Origin of the sequence: Blautia sp. MSJ-36, from assembly GCF_018917985.1 — a bacterium.
Lineage (GTDB): Bacteria > Bacillota > Clostridia > Lachnospirales > Lachnospiraceae > Blautia_A.
In genome coordinates, this window is the sequence record NZ_JAHLPQ010000008.1 from 123,973 (window position 1) to 142,745 (window position 18,773).

Consider the following 18,773-nt stretch of genomic DNA (forward strand, 5'->3'; position numbering starts at 1 on the left):
GCCGTTTCTTTGCATTTGCACAAACCTATGATGAATTTTCCGGAAATATTGTGGTTAATAGCGATTTAAACTGTTGTATTTGTTTAAAAATTAAAAAATATCTAATGAGTCTTCCGCATCTACCCACATCTGCAAATTTCCATCAAGATATAATTTGGCATATTCAAGAGGTTCATCAATGGCGAGTGCGTTTAATGCACAGTCTGATCCTGGTGTGGTTTTTAAGTTCTTTTCAGCTTCCCAACAGTCAATGCGGAGCATATAGCCAACAGAGGTGTAAACATCAATACTGTTGCGCTTGGGATTGTATTCTGCAAATATTGTTCTCATCGTATCAAATCTCCTTATCGTTAAATCAATCATTTGTTGCAAAAATCAGAAGCATTTCAATCAGTTCACAATGTCACTTTTATTTTGTGTTATACTGTTTTATATAATTTTCTTGCCCTTGTTTTTGCCCTTATCAGAGTTCGTAAACACTGGTGGGACGATATAACGCAAGGGAAACAATAAGGGAAAGCTCACCTGCGATAAACTTTGTGTTTTCAAGGGATTGAGAGATATTTGATAATAAAATATAACAGTTATTAAATCCCTTGGAATATATGAAATCTCAATTCAAGTTTGTATAACAGGAAAATTTAAATTTAATGCTTGAAAAAAGGAGAAATAAACATGGCAAAGAAAGAAGAAAGATTTGAAGTTACATTTAGAGACGGAAGTCAGCTTAAGGATGAAGGAGTTCGCCAAATCCTTGTAGATAAGGAGACTGGGGTTAACTATCTTTGTTGGAAATCTGGATATGGAGCGGCTATTACACCTCTTCTGGATTCAGAAGGAAAAGTCATAGTTACAAAATAAAATTGAAAGTTGGAGGATACACGCATGAAAATTGTAATCATTAATGGAAGTGCCAGAAAAGGAAATACGCTGGCAGCAATCAATGCATTTATAAAAGGAGCGTCAGAAAAGAATAAAATTGAAATCATTGAACCCGACAAACTCAACATTGCACCATGCAAGGGATGTGGTGTCTGTCAATGCTCTAAGGGATGCGTCGATAAGGATGATACAAATTCTACAATTGATAAAATTGCTGCCGCAGATATGATTCTTTTTGCTACACCAGTTTATTGGTGGGGAATGTCAGCACAATTGAAACTTATCATTGATAAGTGCTACTGCCGTGGATTGCAGTTAAAAAACAAAAAAGTTGGCACAATTGTTGTAGGTGGTTCTCCTGTAGGCAGTATCCAGTATGAGCTGATTGATAAGCAGTTTGACTGTATGGCAAAATATCTTTCATGGGATATGCTTTTCAAAAAATCATATTACGCAACAGCCAGAGATGAACTTGAAAAAAATAAGAATTCCATGAACGAACTTGAGTGGATCGGAAAAAATTTATAAAGCACACACCAAATTCAAGTTTGCAGGGATGATAAGCGGTTCAGTACGATATAAATTGAATATAGAAATGTAAAGACTATTTACCGTAAAACAGTAAATGGTCTTTTTTGTACCTTTTGGGGAACGAGTAGAGATTTATAGCCGGAAATTTATGTTTTATCATAATCTGTGAAATAAGATGGGTTAATTCTTCGATTTACATGTTTTTTAAGGTGTAATGGCATGGTATTATGGTACTTATAAAGAACCTATTATGTCTGTTGGAGAGAGCGGTGAAAAGTTATGAAGCTATTATTTAAACAAAGGCTGTTTTCATGGTTTGACAGCTATGATATCTATGATGAAGCAGGCAATACTGTTTATGTAGTAAAAGGTCAGTTGTCCTGGGGACATAAACTTGTAATTTATGATGCCTATGGAAATGAAGTAGGAATGGTTGTTCAGAAAGTACTTACTTTTCTTCCTAAATTCGAGATTTATAAAAACGGCAGTTATATCGGATGCCTGAGCAAAGAATTCTCATTCCTGACGCCACATTATAATATTGATTACAATGGATGGCATATTGATGGAACAATTATGGAATGGGACTATAGCATTCTTGATCGAAGCGGTTATTCAATCGCACGGGTTAGTAAAGAACTGTTTCATATGACAGATACTTATGTTATTGATGTGCAGGATCCCGGAAATGCGTTGGATGCGCTGATGTTTGTACTGGCGATTGATGCAGAAAAATGTTCCAGGAATTAAATAGTTGATCTTGTTGCTGAAGATATTCGGAGATGGGGAGGTAGCATGGGATTATTCAAAAAGAAAATCGTAAAAAAAACATATGACCGAGAACATATGAAACCTGTTATTCGTGCAAGCATTTGTACCGGAGAAGAAGTAGCAGGATTCAAAGATATGCGGACTGGAAAAATCGAAGAAATCATGCTGATCAGATCGCCAGAGGACCTAGAAAGATTCAAAGAGATATATGAGATAACAGAGGAAATTGCAAAAGAATATTAAACATTGGATAAGGGGGATGTATTGTCATGAGAACGATAGGTAATATCCTTTGGTTTATATTTGGAGGATTACTGGGCGGACTGGCATGGGTTTTTGCAGGATGCATATGGTGTATTACAATTATTGGAATTCCGGTAGGCCTGCAATGTTTTAAATTTGCGACCCTGGCATTCTGGCCGTTTGGAAAAGAAATCGTGTATGGAAATGGCATGTTTTCGTTTCTGGTAAATCTTATATGGATTATATTTTTTGGCTGGGAAATGGCACTTGGAAACCTGATAGTGGGTTGTATTTGGTGCATTACGATAGTTGGAATTCCATTTGGAAAGCAATTTTTCAAGATGGCAAGACTCTCTTTCATGCCATTTGGTGCGAGTGTGATAGGGTAGAATATGTGAGGTCTTATGGATGAAAAATGAAATAATATTATTTACGGATGGTGATATTAATATTGAAGTATTCTTATTTCAGGAGAATTAGATGAGACTTGTCTTAAATGAGAAAGGAAATTATGAACACTACAATTAATTATTACAACCTAAATGCAAAAAATTTCATAGAAAACACTCAGAATGCAGATATGCATCTGGCACAAGAGACGTTTCTCCAACTATTGCCTGGGAGTGCGTCAATTCTTGATTTTGGTTGTGGTTCCGGTCGTGATACAAAATATTTCCTTGAGAAGGGGTGCCAGGTGGCGGCAACCGACGGATCCGCAGAACTCTGTCGATTGGCAGGTAGCTTTACAGGGATTAAAGTAAAGAAAATGCTATTTCAGGAATTGGATGAAATTGGAGTGTATGATGGCATCTGGGCATGTTCCTCTATTTTGCATTTGCCAAAGCAGGAACTTCTTCCCGTAATCCAAAAAATGTGTATTGCACTTAAAGATAACGGGGTGATTTATACGTCCTTCAAATATAGTAATTTTGAAGGGGAACGAAATGGTCGTTATTTTACTGATTTTATGGAAGATACATTTCGGGAATTTATCAAGGTGATACCGGAACTTACGGTAGAAGATCAGTGGATTACGTTGGATGTGCGCCCGGGAAGAGGAGAAGAAAAATGGCTCAATTTAATTTTGCGGAAAAATCAGAAATAGAGGAACTCCATATAGAACCAACAGATGTTATGACCGGAGACAGAAACAAAAGCAGATATTTGCTGTATCAGTTAAAGCTTAGCATGGCACGGGCAAAACAGATTGATATTATTGTCTCATTCCTCATGGAATCAGGTGTAAGAATGCTGCTCTCAGACTTAAAAGCAGCTTTGCAACGTGGTGTTCGGATTCGCATTCTTACCGGAAATTATTTGGGAATTACACAGCCTTCTGCACTATTTCTTCTTAAAAAGGAATTGGGAGACAAGGTGGAATTGCGTTTTTATAACGATAAGAACCGCTCGTTTCATCCCAAATCATATATATTTCATTATGAGAACTTAAGTGAAATATATATTGGTTCATCAAATATTTCCAGAAGTGCATTAACCTCCGGTATTGAGTGGAATTATCGTTTCAATAGCAGCCAGGACAGTCAGAATTTTAAGTTGTTTTATGAAACGTTTGAGGATTTATTTAAAAATCATTCTTACGTGATTGATGATGCGGAATTGAAAGCGTATTCAAAGAACTGGCATAAACCTGCGGTTGCAAAAGACCTTGCACGATATGACCAGACAGATCCGGATACAAAAGTTGAAGTGCTGTTTCAACCAAGAGGTGCACAGATAGAAGCACTTTGTGCTTTGGAAAACAGCAGGGCGGAAGGTGCTTCGCGTGGTTTGGTTCATGCTGCGACTGGTGTAGGAAAAACCTATTTGGCAGCATTTGATTCTGCAAAGTATGAGAGGGTATTGTTTGTTGCACATAGAGAAGAAATATTGAAACAGGCAGCAGTATCCTTTAAAAATGTTCGTCATTCAGATGACTATGGTTTCTTCGATGGAAAACAAAAGGATATTGGAAAATCTGTGATTTTTGCTTCTGTGGCAACGCTTGGCAGAAGCGAATATCTGACAGAGGAGTATTTTGCGCCGGATTACTTTACATATTTGGTGATTGATGAGTTTCATCATGCTGTTACAGATCAGTATCAGAGAATCGTGAATTATTTTAAACCACAGTTTATGCTTGGTCTTACTGCTACGCCGGAAAGAATGGATGGAAAGTCTATTTATGAAATTTGTGATTATAATGTTCCATATGAGATTACATTGAAGGAAGCAATCAATAAAGGAGCATTGGTTCCGTTTCATTATTATGGTATTTATGATGAAACAGACTATTCAACACTCAAATTGGTAAAAGGCCGATATGATGAGAAGGATTTGAATGATAAATATATTGGCAATGTAAAACGATATGATTTGATTTATAAATATTACAAAAAATATCGTTCCAAACGTGCTTTAGGTTTTTGTAGTTCAAGAATGCATGCTGAAGAAATGGCAAAGGAATTCTGCAGGCGAGGCGTAAAATCTGTTGCTGTGTATAGCAATGCAGATGGGGAATTTTCAGAAGAAAGAAATGTAGCAATCGAGCAATTAAAGAAGCAGGAGATAAAGGTTATTTTCTCTGTAGATATGTTCAACGAAGGTGTGGATATTGCTTCTCTTGATATGGTTATGTTTTTGAGACCGACGGAATCACCTACTGTATTTTTACAGCAGTTGGGCCGTGGCTTGCGTATCAGCAAGGGTAAAGAGTATGTCAACGTACTTGATTTTATTGGAAACTACGAAAAGGCCGGGCGTGCGCCGTTTTTATTGAACGGTGGTGCTTGTGTCGGAGAAAGAACAGCGTATGACTATTCTGAAATTGAGTATCCCGATGATTGTATTGTGGATTTTGATATGCGTTTGATTGATCTTTTCCGAGAAATGGACAAAAAGTCGTTGTCTATTCAGGAAAGAATTAAACAGGAATATTATCGCGTGAAAGAATTGCTTGATGGAAAAATTCCCACACGTATGGAACTTTTTACGAATATGGATGATAATATTTACGAATACTGTATGAAACATTCGAAAGAAAATCCGTTTAAACGATATATGGATTTTTTATATGAAATTCATGAATTATCGGCGGAAGAACTCCAGGTTTACGCGGGAATAGGAAGAGAGTTCCTGCAGTTGATTGAAACAACGGATATGCAGAAAGTGTATAAGATGCCGATTCTGTACAGCTTCTATAACGAGGGAGATGTACGGTTGGCTGTTACAGATGCTGAGGTAGTGGAGAGCTGGAAAAAGTTCTTTGATCGAGGAACGAACTGGAAAGATTTTCCACAAGTAACTTCTTATGAGGAGTATCAAAAGATAACAGACAAGCAGCATTTAAGCAAAGCCAAAAGCATGCCGATTAAGTTTTTAAAAGCTTCTGGTAAAGGTTTTTTTATAGATAAGGATGGCTATGCACTGGGAATCCGAGATGAATTGGCAGATGTAATTAAAGTTGATGCTTTTAAGAAGCAGATGAAAGATATTATCGAGTATCGTACGATAGAATATTATCGGAGACGGTATGTAGAGAAGTAATCAAAAGTATTATTTACAGAAGAAATAACAAAGCGGATTGTGAGGTGACGGATATGCTGAAAAACGTACTGATCGTGGTGGATGATATAGAAAAATCCATAGAGTTTTATAGGGACTTATTTGGATTGCAAGTGATTCTTAAGAATGAAGGTAATGTGATCTTATCGGAGGGACTTGTTTTGCAGGATGCCGACGTATGGGGGAAAACATTGAATGGAACTTCTATGCCATTCAATAACATGATGGAATTGTATTTCGAGGACTTTGATATAGATGGATTGCTTGCGAAATATGAATCTGGTAAGTATTTCGTCCGATATGCCACAAAATTGACAGAACTTGCAGGTGGGCAGAAGCTTGTAAGACTGTATGATCCCAGTGGTAATCTCATTGAGATTCGCACTCCATTCAGGTGTAATTAAAGGAGAGAATATGCAGATTTTTGTTGATGCAGATGCCTGCCCGGTAGTTGGTATTGTTGAAAAAGTTGCAAAAGAGCACAGTGTTCCGGTAACGTTGTTGTGTGATACAAATCATGTGTTGTCTTCTGATTACAGTGAGGTGGTTGTAGTTGGAGCCGGCGCAGATGCAGTGGATTATAAACTGATCAGTATTTGTCATAAAGGCGATATTGTTGTATCACAGGATTATGGAGTGGCGGCAATGGCACTTGGAAAAAATGCGTATGCGATTCATCAATCCGGGAAATGGTATACCAATGAGAATATTGACCAGATGCTTATGGAACGGCATCTGAATAAGAAGGCACGAAGGGCATCCGGAAAGAATCATCTAAAAGGGCCAAGAAAACGAACATCGGAGGATGATGAGCATTTCAGAGAATCTTTCGAGAAAATGATACATATGGCAATGGATAAGGAGAAATAGTTCGAAATGGAAGAATGTAGATTTCATATTGGTGATGTAGTCCAGCATTTTAAGCGGGAAAATGTAAATCTGGAAACAGCGGAGTACTTGTACCGGATTCTGGCTTTTGCGCAGCATACAGAAAATGGTGAGAAGCTGGTGATTTATCAGGCATTGTATCCGCCTTATAAAACATGTGCCAGACCATACGACATGTTTTGCAGTGAAGTGGATCGGGAGAAGTATCCGGATGCGAAGCAGAAATATAGATTTGAGGTAGTGCCGGTAGATTTTTGGCCAAGATAATATGGGTAGAAAAAGAGAATTACATTGAAGGGCAAGACCTATATGAAATTATGAGGTGATGTGTTATGGCTTCTTTTGATCAGAAGCTCCGTACTTTATATCTGATGGAAATCCTGCTGGAACGTACCGATGATGATCACATGTTAAATGCATCGGAGTTGTGCACGATTCTGGATCAGGAATATGGGATCAGTACGGATCGAAGAACAATTTATACAGAGATGGAGATTCTTGATAAATTCGGACTGGATATCCAGCAGAAGAAAGGCAAGTGTCCGGGCTATTATATTGGTGCCAGGGATTTTGAATTGCCGGAGTTGAAGCTTTTGGTGGATGCGGTTCAGTCTTCAAAATTTATTACAGAAAAGAAATCCAAAGAATTGATACAGAAACTGGAGAAGCTCTGCTGTAAGACAGATGCCGAAATGCTTTCCAGATATGTCTTCATCGTAAACAGGCCGAAGACAGAGAATGAAACGGTGTATTATAACGTGGATTATATTCACACGGCTATTTACGAAAATAAACAGATCAAATTCCATTATGCGGAGTGGACAGTTAAGAAGGAGCTGAAGTTTAAAAAGAATGGCGCTTTCTATGTTGTCAGTCCGTGGGCGTTGACATGGGATGATGAAAACTACTATTTGGTTGCTTATGATGCAGCAGCCGGAATCATTAAACATTATCGTGTCGATAAAATGCGTGATACTGAGATTATGGAGGCTGATCGTAAAGGAGAAGCGTCCTTCAAAAATTTTGATCTGGCTGCATTTGCCAAGAAAACGTTTGGTATGTATGACGGTGTAGATGCGGAAGTTACGCTGGAATGCAGAAATGAACTTGCTGGTGTTGTGATTGACCGTTTTGGTCATGATGTATGGATGTGTCCTCATGGAGAAGATCATTTCAGAGCCAGAGTGCCAGTGGCGGTAAGTTCACAGTTCTTTGGCTGGATTACCGGTATTGGATCAGGAATGCGGATTTATCTGGAACTTCAGGAAAAAGAAAAAGAACAGGATGAAAATCTGATGAATCTGCCGGTTCTGGTAGTGGATGATGATAAGACATGCTGTGAAAGTACAATTGCCACACTGAAAGAAATCGGTATTACAGGTGAATGGGTTCTCTCTGGCAGGGAAGCTGTTGAACGTTGTTATGCACGTCATGAGCTAAAAAATGATTATTTTGCTGTTATCCTGGACTGGAAGATGCCGGAGATGGATGGTATAGAAACTGCCAGACAGATCCGGAAACGGATCGGGAAAGAGATCACCATCATTGTATTGACATCCTATGAATTCAGCGAAATTGAAGAAGAAGCAAAGGCTGCAGGTGTAGATGCTTTTATTGCAAAACCGCTGTTCCGTTCCCGGCTGACGGCTACACTGCGGCAGTTTACTTCAGGCAGAAAAGAAAATACAGCGAGAAATTATCTGGAGAAACTGTCAGAAGCAGATTACACAGGAAAAAGAATTCTGCTGGTCGAGGACAATGAGTTAAACAGAGAGATTGGTGTTGAAATTTTGCAGATGACAGGGGCAGAAGTGGAAACAGCGGAAAATGGAAAAATTGCAGTTGAAAAAGTGGAAGCCTCTCCGAAAGGCTTGTATGATCTTATTTTTATGGATATCCAAATGCCTGTCATGAATGGTTATGAGGCAACCGCAGCAATCAGGAGCCTTCCTGGTGAACGGGGAAAGCTGCCGATTATTGCCATGACTGCCAATGCTTTTGCAGAAGACGTACAGCTGGCCAAAAATACAGGCATGAATGGACATCTTGCGAAACCGTTGGATATGAATAAGCTGAATGATGTTCTGGAAAACTGGCTGTAATTGCCTTCCTGGATGCATGGGAAAAGCAGCTAGGAAACATAGAGAGAGTTTTGTTATGACAGAAATTAAATATATATTTCCGAAGCAACCGCAGTCCATGGCAGTTTTGGTTTTTATAACCGTGCTGATCGTTCTGCTTCTTATCCTGACTGTAATGGTACATATGAGGAACAGAAAACTGAAAAGTACGCTGGAAGAACAGATGGCGGAAAGACGGCTTTTGGATAAGATATGTGCAGATTTTACGGCTGTCTATTATGTTGAATTAAATACCGGTTCCTTTGAAATTCTCCATATAAACGATGGAACCAACGCAAAAAAAATGAATCTGAAACAGGGTGATAATTTCAATTCTTCTGCTGACCAATATGCGGTTCAATATCTGTATGAGAAAGAAAGACAGGAATTTAAGGACTGGATTTCGACAGGGCATCTAAAGGAACAGCTTTCCCGGAAGGAGCGCATTACATACCATTATAGAAGCAAACCGAATCCGAACCAGCATGAATTTTTTGAGGCACAGGCAGTCAAAATATACGAGGATGAGAAACATTTTTTCGCACTGGTGGGTTTCCGGCATATTGATGATATCATGGAAAAAGAAACTACGATCCAGAATCAATTAAAGCAGGCACTGGATGAAGCACAGCTGAGTAATGAAATAATCTCAGCAATTGCTAAGAGTTACTGTTCTATCTACAGGATTGATGTGCAGAAAGATTTTTTTGAAGAGATATCAAATGACAGTGAAGTACACAAATTGACAGGAAACAGAGGCTGTGTATCGGAGAAACTGTATCAGCTTTGTGATACAATGGTTGCATCTGAATACCGCTCGCTGATCCGTCTATTTCTGGATGTCTCTACACTTTCAGCAAGATTGAAGACGGAAGAATGTATTTCTACAGAATACAGAATGTGTGATAGCAGCTGGCACAGGATGCTTTTTATTGTGAAAAAACGGGATGAGTCTGGAAATGTTACCCATGTTTTATGTACGGTTCGTAGTATCAGCGATTCCAAGAGACGTGAAGAGAATCTTAACTTTGCTGCGGAAGCAGCAAAGCGTGAAGCCGAAATGAAAACAAGGTTTCTGACAACTATGAGTCATGATATTCGTACACCACTGAACGGTATTATCGGTATGGTAAATATGGGAAATCAGTACGCAGATGATCCACAGATGCAGCAGAAGATCAGAGAAAAGGAAATGGAAGCGCTGAAATATCTGGTATCTCTGGTAAATGATGTACTGGATATGAATAAACTACAGAGCGGAGATTTGAAGGACCAGCAGCTTTTGTTTGATCTGACAATGGTACTGCGGGAATTGAACCAGATTTATGATGAGCGGGCTGCCAAGAAAGGCATCCGGTATGAGATTGACTGGAAAAGTACATACAGTCATAGCGCTTTGGTTGGAAATCCGGTATATCTTGGCAGGATCCTGTCGAATATTATGGACAATGCCATAAAATTCAGTCAGGCGGGTAGTGTGATTACGGTCTGGGTTGAGGAAGAAACTCTGGATGATGGCAGAGCAATTTTCACTTTCTACTGTAAAGACCAGGGTGTGGGTATGAGTGAAGATTTTATTGCACATGCTTTTGATATGTTCTCTCAGGAAAGCAAGACAAGCAGATCCAGGTATGAAGGCACCGGACTGGGGCTTGCAATTACGAAGCAACTCGTGGACAGAATGGATGGAAGTATTGAACTGAAGAGCAAAGCAGGTGTCGGGACAACAGTTATTGTAAAAATTCTGTTCAAAATTGGCACACAGGATAAAAACAGTAATTTATCAGATAAACCAGTAAGCCTTGATGATTATTCGGTAGAAGGCATGCGGGCATTGGTTGTGGAAGACAATGAGTTGAACATGGAAATTTCCAGATGTATACTGGAAGACAGCGGTATGGAAGTTACATGTGCAGTAGACGGGCAGGAAGCAGTTGAAATCTTCGAGAAATCTGCACCGGATTATTTTGGGGTAATTTATATGGATATTATGATGCCGAGGATGAATGGTCTGGATGCGGCAAGGACAATCAGGGAAATGAAAAGAAGGGATGCCAGGAGGGTTCCGATCATTGCAATGTCCGCCAATTCCTTTGCAGAAGACATTATCAACAGCCGGCTGGCTGGAATGAATGTTCATCTTGCAAAGCCGCTGGATGCGGAAAAAATGATCGTTGCCTTAAAACAATGCATGGCAGATAATAGCGATGTAAAACTGCACGAAGATTTGTAGGAATAAAAAGACAGAACATATAAAGTTGTTATATGGTATGTTTTTTTATTCCTTAGAAGAAGCAGGCTGTGAAAATCCATTTGTCTTTTTGGGACTGAAATAATTACTTAAATGAAAAACTAATTTCCAGCTGTGGACTATCCCTGTCTGACATCATTAGCAAAATTAATGCAAGGGGAACATAATTAGGATAAAAGCAGACCGGTGGAGAGCAAAATCTCTGCTGGTTTTATATATGAGATCAAATCAGAGCATGTGAGAAAAAAGAGGTAAAATAGTGGTCAAAGCATCTTGCGTAAATGGGCAGGATAGTTGGATTTTATGATTTGAAAAATTATAGATGGAACTGGCGCTTTATATTAGAAACGTACATTCATTTTCTCATAAAATGTAAAAATCCGAAATAATTTTCAATGATCTTATATGAACAGAAATAGTCTGGGAAAGCGCATTTTTACTGGACTTATAAGTGAATAGGTTGTTCCGGTTGGACTAGTATGAACCTGCATAAAAGTTGTTCCTAAGCGAGGGGTCGGAGGTTCAAATCCTCTCGGGGACGTCTGACAGCGGTTCATGGTTCGCAGGTAGTGCGGACTGTGGGCTGTTTTTTTGTTTATAAAAAGTCTGCCGAAATCAACTGAAATCACATATTTCTTGACGAAGATAAAATATCCTTTTAAAATTATAAAAAAGGGTGAAAATGGTATTTTCCACAGTGGGTCAGACCCCACAAACATGTATTCCGAAAGGACGGGAATTGACAGAAGCGGAGCAGGAATATGTTGTAAATGTGATCATGGAATGGATCGGTCGGGAAATTCATTGAGAGAACGTCTCAGCTTTGGGGTCGGATTTCTATAGCCGCAACCCTTTAATATCTTTAATACGTGATAAGATCGTATTGCAGCTGCAGCTGATAACGCCGGGCAGTGTATCAATGACTGTGTGCAGGAAGTGTTCCATTTCATCACTTGATGAAGCAACGGCATGTACATGCAGTTTGTCTCTTCCTGTGACACGGTAAATCTGTGTGACGATATCATTATTATGTAATATATCTGTCACCTGTGACAGATGGTCTGGTTTTGTTTCGATTTCAAAATAGCAGGAAACAGCACCGCTGATCTTTTGAGGGTTTATTATAGTTGTATATTCTTCAATTATGCCTTTTTTCTCCAGAGCCTGAATCCGGGCTTTTACTGCCACTCTGGAAATACCGGTTTCTTTACCGATATCAGAGTAAGAAATACGTGCATTTTCTATAAGCAACTGGATGATCTTCTGATCCAGTTCATCTAAACTGTCCAGGTACATAAGTGTCCCTCCTGTAAAGTAATATCCTCCGGATAGTAATTTTTCTTAAATATCATATCATTTATGTTGCGGAAAGTAAACGCTGGCTTGACTTAGTAGCTGTAACTACATATAATTATTTCGTAACGTAATTTAAAACTTACATTTCGAATATACAAAAATCTGATAAAGGGAAGGATAAGTGAGATTATGAAATCGGTGGAGGAATATGATAATGTCAAAAGATGAGTATTTGATCACAGATGCGCCTCTTAAAGCGCTGACGGTTTTTGCAATGCCAATGATTTTGGGCAGTTTTTTTCAGCAAATATACAATATGGCTGACTCTATCATCGTCGGCCAATTTGTTGGCTCCTCCGCACTTGCAGCTGTCGGGGCCTGTGCAGCGCTGACCAATGTTTTCATTTGTGTGGCTCTGGGTGCCGGTGTCGGTGCCGGTGTGCTGGTGAGCCGCCATTTCGGTGCCAGGGAGTATGGAAAAATGAAGACCATTGTGTCAACATCTTTGTTTAGCTTTTTAATTCTAAGTATAGTCCTTGGGGTTTTTGGCTTTTGCTTTTCCCACTGGATGATGAGTGTGTTACAAACCCCTGGCGATATACTGAATGATGCAGTGTTATATCTGCGGGTCTATTTCGTGGGATTTCCTTTTCTGTTTATGTATAACATTCTTTCCAATATGTTTACTTCCATAGGTGAATCAAAAATCCCGCTGGGGCTTCTGATATTTTCGTCAATCTTAAATATTTTTATGGATCTCTGGATGGTGGCCGGACTTGGTCTCGGTGTGTTTGGTGCAGCCCTTGCGACTCTTATAGCACAGGGAATTTCTGCGGTGTTTTCACTTTTGCTTTTCCTTAGCCGGATGCGTCGATATAAAAGTCGCTTTGACTGGTTTGACAGGCAGGAGTTACATTCCATGCTTCAAATTGCTGTACCTTCGGTTCTTCAGCAGTCTACAGTGTCCATCGGTATGATGATCGTACAGGCTGTTGTAAATCCCTTCGGTACACAGGCACTTGCGGGGTATGCGGCAACGATGCGGGTAGAGAATGTTTTTTCGTTGATTTTTGTATCCATCGGCAATGCGGTTTCCCCATATGTTTCCCAGAATCTTGGTGCAAAGAAAATTGAACGGATCAAAAAAGGATATCACGCTGCACTGGTGTTAGATGTATGTTTTGCAGTTCTTGCTTTTATAGTTATTGAGACATTGCATACTCAGATTTCCTCGCTATTTCTTGGTAAAGATGGAACTGCCCTGGCTTATCAGGTATCCGAGGGTTATATGAGATGGATTGGTTATTTCTTCATCTTTATGGGAATCAAAATGGCAACGGATGGGGTTCTTCGTGGCCTTGGGATCATGCGCCCGTTCCTTATTGCAAATATGGTAAACCTGGCGATCCGCCTGTCTGTTGCTTTGATCTGTGCACCGCGTTTTGGCATTGTATTTGTCTGGCTTGCTGTACCAGCCGGTTGGTTTGCAAATTTTTTGATATCCTATATGGCTCTCAGAAGATCATGGCCGACTGATAAAGAGGTGCACTTATTGATGAGGCAGCGCTTATAGAAGCATTGGAAAATGGTACGATTGCAGGATCCGGACTTGATGTTCAGGAAACCGAGCCACCTGAAGAAAACAGCCCTCTTTATACTATGTCTCAAGTCCTTTTGACGCCACATATGGGCTGGAAAGGACTTGAGACAAGACAGCGGTTGGTTTCTATTCTGGCGGATAATATAAAGAAGTTTATGGAAGGGGAGCCAATTAATGTTGTATCAGATCTGTAGTATCTGGCAGCAAAGTGATGATACAACTTCCGGGTTTGCAGAGTGAAAAATATAATTATGATCAATAAGTCAGTGCTTTGATATCTTCTTCCGGTGTGGTGATAGGTGCAATACCATAATTTTCAACCAGAAAGTTCAGAATATTAGGAGAAAGGAACGCCGGAAGAGAAGGACCAAGACGGATATTTTTGATACCCAGATGCAGGAGGGTTAACAGGATACAGACTGCTTTCTGTTCATACCAGGAGAGTACGAAGGAAAGCGGAAGCTCATTTACAGAACATCCAAATGCATCTGCAAGTGCCACAGCAACCTGGATCGCACCATAAGCATCATTACACTGACCCATATCCATCAGTCGTGGCAGACCACCGATCTCTCCCAGATCGAGATCATTGAAACGGAATTTTCCACATGCCAGGGTGAGAACGATACTGTCAGAAGGTGTCTGCTTTACAAATTCCGTATAATAGTTTCGACCTGGCTTGGCACCATCACAGCCGGCAACCAGGAAGAAATGGCGGATCGCACCTGATTTTACGGCATTTACTACAGTATCTGCATGGGACAGGATGGCTGCATGACCAAAACCGGTTGTCACTTTTTTTCCACCATTGATACCGGAGAACATCTGATCTTCTTTGTAACCGCCCAGCTCCAGCGCTTTTTCAATAAGCGGTGTGAAATCTTTCTTCTCGTCAATATGGACAGCGCCTGGGAAGGTAACCACTTCGGTTGTAAATACTCTGTCAGCGTAGCTGCTTTTTGGAGGCATCAGACAGTTGGTAGTGTAGAGGATCGGGGCCGGAAGATGGTCAAACTCTTTCTGCTGATTCTGCCATGCAGTTCCGAAATTGCCTTTCAGGTGAGAGTATTTCTTTAAGAATGGATAGGCATGGGCAGGGAGCATTTCACCATGTGTATAGATATTGATTCCTTTTCCCTCAGTCTGTTCAAGCAAAAGCTGCAGATCTTTCAGATCATGTCCGGTCACGACAATAAAAGGCCCTTTTTCTACCGTAAGTGTGACATCAGTTGGCTCTGGTGTTCCATAGGTTTCTGTATTTGCCTTATCAAGAAGAGCCATGCACTTCAGATTGATCTCTCCTGTTTTGAGTACTGTGGAAAGAAGTGCTTCTGTACTTTCTTCATAACCGATCTTAGATAATGCCTCGCAGAAGAACTGATTCACTTCGGTATCTTCATAATTCAGAACATTTGCATGATAGGCATAGGCAGCCATTCCGCGGATACCAAAGAGAATAAGAGACTTCAAGGAGCGGATATCTTCATTGGCATTCCACAGCTGCTGAAGATCATATTCCTCTGTTCTGCAGTCAGGAACCAGTCTTTCTTTTTCAGCTCTGACTTTTTGTATCATATTTTCGATTGCAGCATTGTCAAAACTTACATTTGTAACTGTAGTAAACAGTCCTTCGATTATGATCTGTCCGGTTCTTTTTGAAATAGTTTCCGTGCTGTCGGCAGCTTTAGCCAGACTGATCAATGCACCTGTCAGCTCGTCCTGTAATTTCGCTGTATCTGCTTTTTTTCCGCAGACACCGGCATTTCCTGTACAGCCGGTACATCCGACTGTCTGTTCACACTGAAAACAAAACATTTTCTTATCCATTATTGTATTCTCCTTTTATTCTGTGATTTTTCCGAATGATCTTTCTTATTATTTTATCCTCGGTTTCTGTTAGGAGTATAGTATAATAATTACAACGTGTATGTTTGATTTCCAACAGGAGGATTAATTTTGAAAAAATATTTACCCATTCTAAGAACCAGTCCTTTCTTTAAAGGTCTTACTGATAATGAGATATTATCCATACTGCACTGTGTAAATGCAGCAACGATCTCCAGAAAACGGGATTCTTATATTTTCAGAGCCGGAGATTCTACCGAAGTAATGGGACTTGTGGTGGCAGGCTGTGTTCTTGTTATTCAGGAAGACCTGTGGGGACATCGGAATATTCTGTCAAAATGTCATGCAGGAGATTTTTTCGGTGAACCATATGCAGCAAGTCCGGGAGCTGTTCTGAATGTCAGTGTGGTAGCAGATGAGGATTGTGAGATTATTTTCTTAAATGTTCAAAGGCTTCTGGTTTCCTGCCCAACAGTATGTGAGCATCATCAGAAGCTGATCCGTAACATGGTCGGTGTCCTGGCAAATAAGATCCTGATCCTCAATGATAAGATCACACATGTAGGCAAACGAACGACCAGGGATAAGCTGTTGTCCTATCTGTCATCGGTATCTATCAGACGGGCATCGTTATCCTTTGACATTCCTTTTGACCGGCAGCAGCTGGCAGATTATCTTTGCATTGACCGTGCGGCAATGTCTGCGGAGATATCAAAGCTGCAAAAAGAAGGCCTTATAAAAACAAAAAGAAACCATTTTGAGCTGATTGTTTGTAATGATACGGATTCAGGAATAAAAATGTGATATACATCACGGAAAACGATAAACTTTTTCATTATAATACAAAAGGAAAGCGAGACTGCTTAAAATGATTCTATTGTTATAAGCTTTCACACGATGGTATTATGGTATGTATAAAGAATCTATGAAATCAGTTATTGAAAAACAGGAGGAAAAATATGCTCATCAGAAAAGCAGAAGAAAAAGATATTCCCAGGATCCTGGAATTGTTAGGGCAGGTGCTGCAGATCCATGCAGATATAAGGCCTGATATTTTTATTCCGGGCACAACAAAATATACGACAGACGAATTGGCAGAGCTTCTGAAAAACGAAGAAAAGCCGATATATGTTGCAGCGGATGAGACTGATGTTTGTGTGGGGTATGCATTTTGTCAATTAAAGGAGCAGCCTTTTTCAAACAATATGGTTCCGTTTAAGTCTCTTTTTATAGATGATCTGTGTGTCGATCAGGAGGCACGAGGCCAGCATATTGGGGAAAGTCTGTTTGAATATGTAAAAAACGAAGCAAAGCGGCTGGGATGCTATGAAGTGACATTGAATGTATGGGCAGGAAATACTTCAGCAGAAAAATTTTATGAGAAAATGGGAATGCGGACAAAAGAAAGACAGATGGAATACATATTATAAGATATTGAATTGTTCAGGAAAAAAACAGCCGGCTAAGACACAGACTGAGATGTCTGTACCTTAGCCGGAAAATTTATCACTGTAATGAACATGCATGGCATCCCAGTCCATAAACAATACATAAAATACTCTTCCGTATTGCTGGCTTTCCACGATCCTTCCGTGATCAAGCACAGAAAGGTAGGTGCCGTCTGCTTTTCGAAGATGAAAGTGGATATAGTCATTGTTATTGCCGGCATCGATCTGTTTCCAGATGCTTGTTTCTATCTGGTGCTGTTCATCCTCACGGATCAGGTTGTGGAAGCTTTTGTTTGTGAGGCTGAAGAATTTGTCTATAGTTTTATATCCGGTCATTTGAAGGAACTCGTGGTTTGCATACAGGAGTTCATCATCATCTTTGTCCGCTCTGTATATGATAAATGCACCCGGAAGGTGTTCAGAGATATCCCTGAATGCGAATCCGAGCTGTTTGCGGACTCCTGATCGGAGACCCTCCCTGTAAGCCATACATCCGTTTTTTCCGTGAAGCTTTATTTCATAAAGTGCTGCATCTGCACAGCGCATGAGTTGTGAGCGTGTGGATGCAAAGGTTGGATATTCTGCATATCCGAGAGAAATATAAAACGGATATTCTTTTCCCTTACATGAAAATGTCTTTGGAAGCTTGGTGAATTGCCGCAGCAGTTCTTCCGTTTCTTCATAGGTATGATCCGGCAGAAGAATGCAGAACTCATCACCACCGTTTCTTCCCAGTAATGTATTTTTTGGAAAAAAGCCTTCATGCTATCTGTGAGACTCTTTAATGCCCTGTCCCCATAGATATGTCCGTAAATATCATTGATAAACTTAAAGTCATCAATATCAAGGAGTGCGGCCACAAAATGATTTTTTGGATTTTTGGTGATCATCCTTTCGGCTAATTCATCAAATCCATAGCGGTTGTAAATATCGGTGAGAGAATCTGTGTGTGCCAGTATCTGAAATTTATTTTTATTTTCTTTTGATACTAACCATACCCGGGTAAGACCTGACAGAAGTAAAACGATAGCAGTAAACATTCCGCTGACTATTGCTATTAATTTAACTTGTTGTGCTAGATAAAATAAAATATAAAGAAACTTCAACAAAATGTGCTATCCTATTTGTAGGTAATACAGCGAAAGGAGGCATCATTATGTTGAAGTTCCAAGATAATAATACCACTGTTATTGCAACTTTTGAAGACTTTATTTTAACCGGTTCTTTCCACACTTAGTTGAATTTATTGTGAAAAAGTTCACCGAATAATACTTTTGCTTTCAATAATTCAAAACTGTTTCTGCCATACATTATTCGTTTTATAACTTTGATTTTAT

At 39.7% G+C, this 18,773-nt stretch carries 20 protein-coding genes and 2 pseudogenes; 17 read left to right on the forward strand and 5 right to left on the reverse strand.

Going from position 1 to position 18,773, the window contains the following annotated elements; translation table 11 throughout:
• Positions 1-90: 90 nt before the first annotated feature.
• Positions 91-330 carry a DUF6061 family protein gene (locus tag KQI39_RS08265; protein ID WP_003505342.1) on the reverse strand — a complete coding sequence of 80 codons (240 nt, stop codon included), beginning with the start codon at positions 328-330 and terminating at the stop codon, positions 91-93.
• A 345-nt stretch (positions 331-675) separates the two neighbouring features.
• Here KQI39_RS08265 and KQI39_RS08270 point away from each other — a divergent pair, with 345 nt between their 5' ends.
• The 13 genes and pseudogenes from KQI39_RS08270 (at position 676) to KQI39_RS18015 (ending at position 12,055) form a co-directional block, all read left to right on the forward strand.
• The gene (locus KQI39_RS08270; protein WP_005342831.1) at positions 676-861 is read left to right on the forward strand and encodes a DUF6440 family protein; all 186 of its coding nucleotides are present in this window, start codon (positions 676-678) and stop codon (positions 859-861) included.
• 24 nt (positions 862-885) lie between these two features.
• Positions 886-1,410: a flavodoxin family protein gene (locus KQI39_RS08275; RefSeq protein WP_118753559.1), complete on the forward strand. Its 525-nt coding sequence runs from the start codon at positions 886-888 to the stop codon at positions 1,408-1,410.
• A 282-nt stretch (positions 1,411-1,692) separates the two neighbouring features.
• Positions 1,693-2,163 carry an LURP-one-related/scramblase family protein gene (locus KQI39_RS08280; protein ID WP_015514812.1) on the forward strand — a complete coding sequence of 157 codons (471 nt, stop codon included), beginning with the start codon at positions 1,693-1,695 and terminating at the stop codon, positions 2,161-2,163.
• Between the two features lie 45 nt (positions 2,164-2,208).
• Positions 2,209-2,427: an aspartate dehydrogenase gene (locus KQI39_RS08285; protein ID WP_216417728.1), complete on the forward strand. Its 219-nt coding sequence runs from the start codon at positions 2,209-2,211 to the stop codon at positions 2,425-2,427.
• Positions 2,428-2,453: 26 nt separating this feature from the next.
• The gene (locus tag KQI39_RS08290; RefSeq protein ID WP_015526476.1) at positions 2,454-2,816 is read left to right on the forward strand and encodes a YccF domain-containing protein; all 363 of its coding nucleotides are present in this window, start codon (positions 2,454-2,456) and stop codon (positions 2,814-2,816) included.
• A gap of 122 nt (positions 2,817-2,938) precedes the next feature.
• Complete coding sequence (locus KQI39_RS08295) at positions 2,939-3,532, forward strand: class I SAM-dependent methyltransferase (protein ID WP_216417764.1); 594 nt, start codon at positions 2,939-2,941, stop codon at positions 3,530-3,532.
• Positions 3,496-5,970, forward strand: a complete 2,475-nt coding sequence (locus tag KQI39_RS08300; protein ID WP_216417731.1) for a DEAD/DEAH box helicase family protein — start codon at positions 3,496-3,498, stop codon at positions 5,968-5,970. Before KQI39_RS08295 ends, KQI39_RS08300 begins: the two co-directional genes overlap by 37 nt.
• Positions 5,971-6,023: 53 nt before the next feature.
• A complete protein-coding gene (locus tag KQI39_RS08305) occupies positions 6,024-6,392 on the forward strand; it encodes a VOC family protein (RefSeq protein WP_216417734.1) in 369 nt (122 codons plus the stop codon).
• 10 nt (positions 6,393-6,402) lie between these two features.
• Positions 6,403-6,858 carry a YaiI/YqxD family protein gene (locus tag KQI39_RS08310; protein WP_216417736.1) on the forward strand — a complete coding sequence of 152 codons (456 nt, stop codon included), beginning with the start codon at positions 6,403-6,405 and terminating at the stop codon, positions 6,856-6,858.
• 30 nt (positions 6,859-6,888) lie between these two features.
• Positions 6,889-7,143 (forward strand): annotated as a pseudogene (locus KQI39_RS08315) (DUF1653 domain-containing protein); the annotation flags it as partial.
• Positions 7,144-7,208: 65 nt separating this feature from the next.
• A complete protein-coding gene (locus KQI39_RS17340) occupies positions 7,209-8,978 on the forward strand; it encodes a response regulator (protein ID WP_253293117.1) in 1,770 nt (589 codons plus the stop codon).
• Positions 8,979-9,033: 55 nt separating this feature from the next.
• Entirely contained in the window at positions 9,034-11,229 is a 2,196-nt protein-coding gene (locus tag KQI39_RS08330) for an ATP-binding response regulator (RefSeq protein WP_216417741.1), read from the forward strand.
• A 700-nt stretch (positions 11,230-11,929) separates the two neighbouring features.
• Positions 11,930-12,055: a DUF4186 family protein gene (locus KQI39_RS18015; protein WP_442860757.1), complete on the forward strand. Its 126-nt coding sequence runs from the start codon at positions 11,930-11,932 to the stop codon at positions 12,053-12,055.
• Between the two features lie 29 nt (positions 12,056-12,084).
• On the opposite strand, the gene KQI39_RS08335 is transcribed toward KQI39_RS18015, so the two are convergent.
• Entirely contained in the window at positions 12,085-12,543 is a 459-nt protein-coding gene (locus KQI39_RS08335; protein WP_216417743.1) for an Lrp/AsnC family transcriptional regulator, read from the reverse strand.
• A 214-nt stretch (positions 12,544-12,757) separates the two neighbouring features.
• Between KQI39_RS08335 and KQI39_RS08340 the strand changes: the two genes are divergently transcribed.
• Complete coding sequence (locus KQI39_RS08340) at positions 12,758-14,116, forward strand: MATE family efflux transporter (RefSeq protein WP_216417745.1); 1,359 nt, start codon at positions 12,758-12,760, stop codon at positions 14,114-14,116.
• Positions 14,117-14,121: 5 nt separating this feature from the next.
• Complete coding sequence (locus tag KQI39_RS17885; RefSeq protein WP_334300795.1) at positions 14,122-14,337, forward strand: NAD(P)-dependent oxidoreductase; 216 nt, start codon at positions 14,122-14,124, stop codon at positions 14,335-14,337.
• A gap of 61 nt (positions 14,338-14,398) precedes the next feature.
• Here the strand turns inward: KQI39_RS17885 and hcp are convergent, their stop codons facing one another.
• A complete protein-coding gene (hcp, locus tag KQI39_RS08350) occupies positions 14,399-15,970 on the reverse strand; it encodes a hydroxylamine reductase (RefSeq protein WP_216417747.1) in 1,572 nt (523 codons plus the stop codon).
• A gap of 129 nt (positions 15,971-16,099) precedes the next feature.
• On the opposite strand from hcp, the gene KQI39_RS08355 reads away from it, so the two are divergent.
• Positions 16,100-16,792, forward strand: coding sequence for a Crp/Fnr family transcriptional regulator (locus KQI39_RS08355; protein WP_216417748.1), 693 nt, complete (start codon positions 16,100-16,102; stop codon positions 16,790-16,792).
• Positions 16,793-16,947: 155 nt separating this feature from the next.
• Entirely contained in the window at positions 16,948-17,418 is a 471-nt protein-coding gene (locus tag KQI39_RS08360) for a GNAT family N-acetyltransferase (RefSeq protein ID WP_216417750.1), read from the forward strand.
• A gap of 60 nt (positions 17,419-17,478) precedes the next feature.
• On the opposite strand, the gene KQI39_RS17345 is transcribed toward KQI39_RS08360, so the two are convergent.
• Together KQI39_RS17345 and KQI39_RS17890 are read right to left on the reverse strand one after the other, a co-directional pair.
• Positions 17,479-17,925: a PAS domain S-box protein gene (locus KQI39_RS17345; protein ID WP_253293122.1), complete on the reverse strand. Its 447-nt coding sequence runs from the start codon at positions 17,923-17,925 to the stop codon at positions 17,479-17,481.
• A gap of 57 nt (positions 17,926-17,982) precedes the next feature.
• A pseudogene (locus KQI39_RS17890) lies at positions 17,983-18,339 on the reverse strand (GGDEF domain-containing protein); the annotation flags it as partial.
• Between the last annotated feature and the right edge of the window lie 434 nt (positions 18,340-18,773).